The 4307-nt window shown below is 63.3% G+C and carries 3 protein-coding genes and 1 pseudogene; all 4 read left to right on the top strand.

Annotated features, from left to right (window positions below):
• Window positions 1–323 precede the first annotated feature (323 nt).
• Window positions 324–1724 (top strand): DHA2 family efflux MFS transporter permease subunit, encoded by a 1401-nt coding sequence (locus tag ACTHL0_RS00475; RefSeq protein ID WP_440564586.1) that lies wholly within the window; start codon window positions 324–326, stop codon window positions 1722–1724.
• A gap of 502 nt (window positions 1725–2226) precedes the next feature.
• Window positions 2227–2451, top strand: coding sequence for a hypothetical protein (locus ACTHL0_RS00470; RefSeq protein WP_440564585.1), 225 nt, complete (start codon window positions 2227–2229; stop codon window positions 2449–2451).
• Between the two features lie 243 nt (window positions 2452–2694).
• Entirely contained in the window at window positions 2695–4029 is a 1335-nt protein-coding gene (locus tag ACTHL0_RS00465) for a glutamine synthetase family protein (RefSeq protein ID WP_440564584.1), read from the top strand.
• Window positions 4030–4074: 45 nt separating this feature from the next.
• Window positions 4075–4307: pseudogene (locus ACTHL0_RS00460) on the top strand (aspartate aminotransferase family protein); the annotation flags it as partial.

Raw genomic sequence — 4307 nt, 5'->3', positions numbered from 1 at the left:
CGCCTCCTCGCTTCTTGCCTGACAGCCAAATGGACAATTTCATTTATCAAAGAACTTACGGGACAGGACACTAGAGGCTTGTTTCGTTTCATTGTTGTCAACGCTCCAAGTAACGACGCGCAAGATTAACGCAATGCGCGCAGCGCGATAGTAGACGAGTTACTCGAATGTCGATACGAGCCTTCGTAAATATTCAACGAGAATCCGTAGTGATGCATTTTTGCATCAAGGACGTGCAGATTCACCGCTTTATCGCAGCATGGTCACTCTATAGACTTTCAGGCATGTGCGGCACACGAAGGTGCCGTCAACCGGAGTGCTACATGGCCGACTACGCAGCCGACCCCCTTCTCCCCAACCGAGCGCCAGAGCGTGCCGAGACCGCCCGGCGACGCGCAACGCTAGTGCTCGTGGCGAGCGGCATGTTCATGGCGGTCCTCGACACCACGATCGTCAATGTCGCCCTGCCCTCGATGCGCGCGCATCTGCATGCATCCGTCGCGGGTCTCGCATGGATCGTCGATGCCTATACGCTGAGTTTCGCCGCGCTGATCCTCGCGGGCGGCGTGGCCTCGGACCGTTTCGGGGCGAAGGCCGTTTACCTCTGCGGCCTCGCACTGTTCGTCGCCGCTTCGGCCGCATGCGGCTTGGCGCCCTCGGTCGCCACGCTCGTCGCGGCGCGCTTCGTTCAGGGCATGGGCGCCGCGCTCTTTCTGCCCGCCTCGCTGGCGATCGTGCGCGCCACGTTCGACGATCCCGCGCAACGGGCCCGCGCGATCGCTGCGTGGGCCGGCATCGCCTCGCTGGCCGCGGCGATCGGGCCCGTGGCCGGGGGGCTGCTCGTCGACGGCTTCGGCTGGCGCAGTGCGTTTCTTGTGAACGTCCCGACCGGTATCGTTGCGCTGGCCGGCGCGTGGGCTGTCGTTCGAACTGCGTTGTCCACTCGCGCGCGCGGCTTCGACTGGGCTGGCCAGTTGACGAGCACGATCGCGCTGGCAGCGCTTTGCTTTGCGGCCATCGAGATGCCCACGCGCGGCATACGTGCGCCCGAAGTGCTGATCGCCATGGCCGTCGCCGTCGTTTCGGCGTGCCTGCTGATCGCCGCGGAACGCCGCGCGGCCGATCCGATGGTCCCGCTCGCGTGGTTCCGCAATCCGAAGTTCGTGGCCATGAACACGAGCGGCACACTCGTCTATGTCGGCTACTTCGCGGTGCTGTTCCTGCTGAGTTTGTACCTGCACGGTGTGCGCGGGCTCGATGCGCGGCACACCGGGCTCGCGATGTTGCCGATGGCGGCCAGCCTCTCGCTCGGGAATGTCTTGGCCGGCAAGCTGCAAGGGCGCTTGAGCCCGGCCCGCATGATGACGTTCGGTCTTGCGGCGGCCACGGTAGCCGGCCCGGCGATGACGGCGCTGCTTGAAATGCAGGCCGCGTGGGGGCTCGTCATTGCAGCGATGGCGGCATTCGGCATGGGCACGGCCCTATCAGTTCCGCCGATGATTGCAACGATCCTCGAACAGGTACCGGCGGAATCGGCCGGCGTCGCGTCCGGATTGCTCAATGCGCTGCGCCAAGCAGGTAGCCTGCTCGGCGTCGCATTCGCCGGGGCCGCGGCGATGCTGGCCACGCATCTCACGACGGCGCTCACCGTCGTTGGCGTACTCGCGGGGGTGACCTATGCGGGCGCGGCGTGCCTGGCCGCTCGAGCCACGACTGCGCGTTGAACACTAAGCCGCGATATCCCTATATCCCAATATCGCTACATCACTGCAGTCTGTCCGGCAGCACCCGCCTTCGGCGGCCGCCACAGTCATAGCAGATCGCACGCAACGTGCGCCGCTGAGATTGCCGTGATTTCCGCGTGATCGGGCGCGGACGTCGCCCATCGAACTCCGCTGGATAGAATCAGTCGAATCCGTATGGCCGGTCGCAAAGGGGCCCGAAAACGCCGGCGTCGGCGTCCTCACGAAGCGTTAATCCGTACCCGATTTTCCCCACGGGATTGACGGCCGTCTTGGCTGATATATGCTGGGTGACAGGTCAAGGCACATGGCGGACCGTTTTTTCGTCTTCGTGTAGGGCTGTAGTGCGCTGCTTTGCATCGCATTGCGCCGCACAAGATGGACCCGCCGCAGGCCAAGCCCGGTCGCCCCGTTTCTTTGCACGCCATGCGTGTCCTGCAACAGTGCGTTCGATTTCCTCCACATCACCGAGTCGAGTCTTATCGTGAGAGTCCGAGGCCCTTTGGTTAGATGGAACCGCAGCACGCGCGCGAATCGTCTTCGCGCCGGCCGCGCCATCGCCGACGGCAGCAACGGCCCGCTTGCGTTCCGCCGGTTCCTGTCCGTCTTCACCATCCTGTCACGCCGCTGCGTTCGACGTCACAACGTCACGTCCGCACGCGCCTACATCGCCGTTCACATCGACGACGTCGCTTCGCTGCTGCCGTAGCGCCTCCCACTCGTTCGTCACGCCCGGTTCGTCTTCGGCGCCCTTTCGGCGCTTGTGTCATCGCGTCCATCGCGAGGGCCAAGCTCGCCCTGCGCTTGCCGAATCGAATCGAGACTGAGCCACAGCTGCCTACCGGCATTGGTCGGTTCGCACCGCATCCGCTGCTGCGCATGAGCGCAACGGCGCTGCGCCCCCACGCTCCGCGCGCCTCATCGCCCATCAGACAAACCATCGAGAACTGCCATGCATGACATCGACGAATTTCTCAGGAAGCATCACATCACCGAAATCGAGGCGATCATCCCCGATATGGCCGGTATCGCTCGCGGCAAGATCATCCCGCGCAGCAAGTTCGAATCGGGCGAATCGATGCGTCTGCCGCAGGCCGTCATGATCCAGACGGTGACCGGCGAATATCCCGACGACGGCAATCTCACGGGCATCACCGATCCCGACATGATCTGCGTGCCCGATCCCTCGACGATCCGGCTCATCCCCTGGGCCGTCGATCCCACGGCGCAAGTGATCCACGACTGCGTGCATTTCGACGGCACGCCGGTGGCGATATCGCCGCGCCGCGTCTTGCGCCGCGTGCTGGAACTCTATGCGGCCAAGGGCTGGAAGCCCGTCATCGCACCCGAGCTCGAGTTCTACCTCGTCGAGATGAACAAGGACCCGGACTTGCCGCTGCGGCCGCCCGTGGGCCGCACCGGTCGCGCCGAAACGGGTCGTCAAGCGTATTCGATCGAAGCGGTCAACGAATTCGATCCGCTATTCGAAGACATCTACGAATATTGCGAGATTCAAGAGCTCGAGGTCGACACGCTGATCCACGAAGTGGGTGCCGCCCAGATGGAGATCAATTTTCTTCACGGCGATCCGCTCAATCTGGCCGATCGTGTTTTTCTGTTCAAACGCACGGTGCGCGAAACGGCGCTGCGCCACCACATGTACGCCACCTTCATGGCCAAACCGATGGAGGGTGAACCGGGCTCGGCGATGCACGTGCATCAAAGCATCGTCGATATGGAGACAGGCCACAATCTGTTTAGCGGCAATGACGGCGCCCCCACCGATCTGTTCTATCAGTACATCGGCGGCTTGCAGAAGTACACGCCTGCGCTGATGCCGATTTTTGCGCCCTACATCAATTCCTATCGGCGCTTGTCGCGCTTCATGGCCGCGCCCATCAACGTGCAGTGGGGCTACGACAATCGCACCGTCGGCTTTCGCATCCCACACTCGTCCCCAGCGGCACGGCGCATCGAGAACCGGATCCCCGGCGTCGATTGCAACCCCTACCTCGCGATCGCGGGCACGCTCGCTGCCGGCTACCTCGGGCTCACCCAGGCGCTCTCGCCCACCGAGCCGCTCGCGAACGACGGCTACCGCATGCCTTATCAATTGCCGCGCAATCTCGAGGAGGGCCTGACGTTGATGGCCGCGTCGGGACCGCTCGCCTCGATCCTCGGCGAGCCGTTCGTCAAGGCCTTCCTTGCGCTGAAGGAAACGGAGTACGACGCGTTCTTCCGCGTCATCAGCTCTTGGGAACGCAAGCATTTGCTGCTGCACGTCTGATACGCGTCTGACACCCACCTACCGCTCCCTTCCAAGGAGGTAACAATGGATCAGGTTCTCGAACCATCACCGAACGGCACGCGCGAGCAGGCTCACCCGTTCAGTACGGCGGAGTATCGCCAGCTCGACGCCGCCCACCACCTTCATCCGTTTTCCGATATGGGCGCGCTCAATCGCGCCGGCAGCCGCGTGATCGTCAAAGCCGAGGGCGTCTACCTGTGGGATTCCGACGGCAATCGCATCATCGACGGCATGGCGGGCCTTTGGTGCGTCAACGT

The organism is Trinickia sp. (genome assembly GCF_051961175.1).
Classification (GTDB): domain Bacteria; phylum Pseudomonadota; class Gammaproteobacteria; order Burkholderiales; family Burkholderiaceae; genus Trinickia.
The sequence above is the reverse complement of the archived record's forward strand: the minus strand, read 5'-3'. Positions and strand labels throughout refer to the sequence as shown.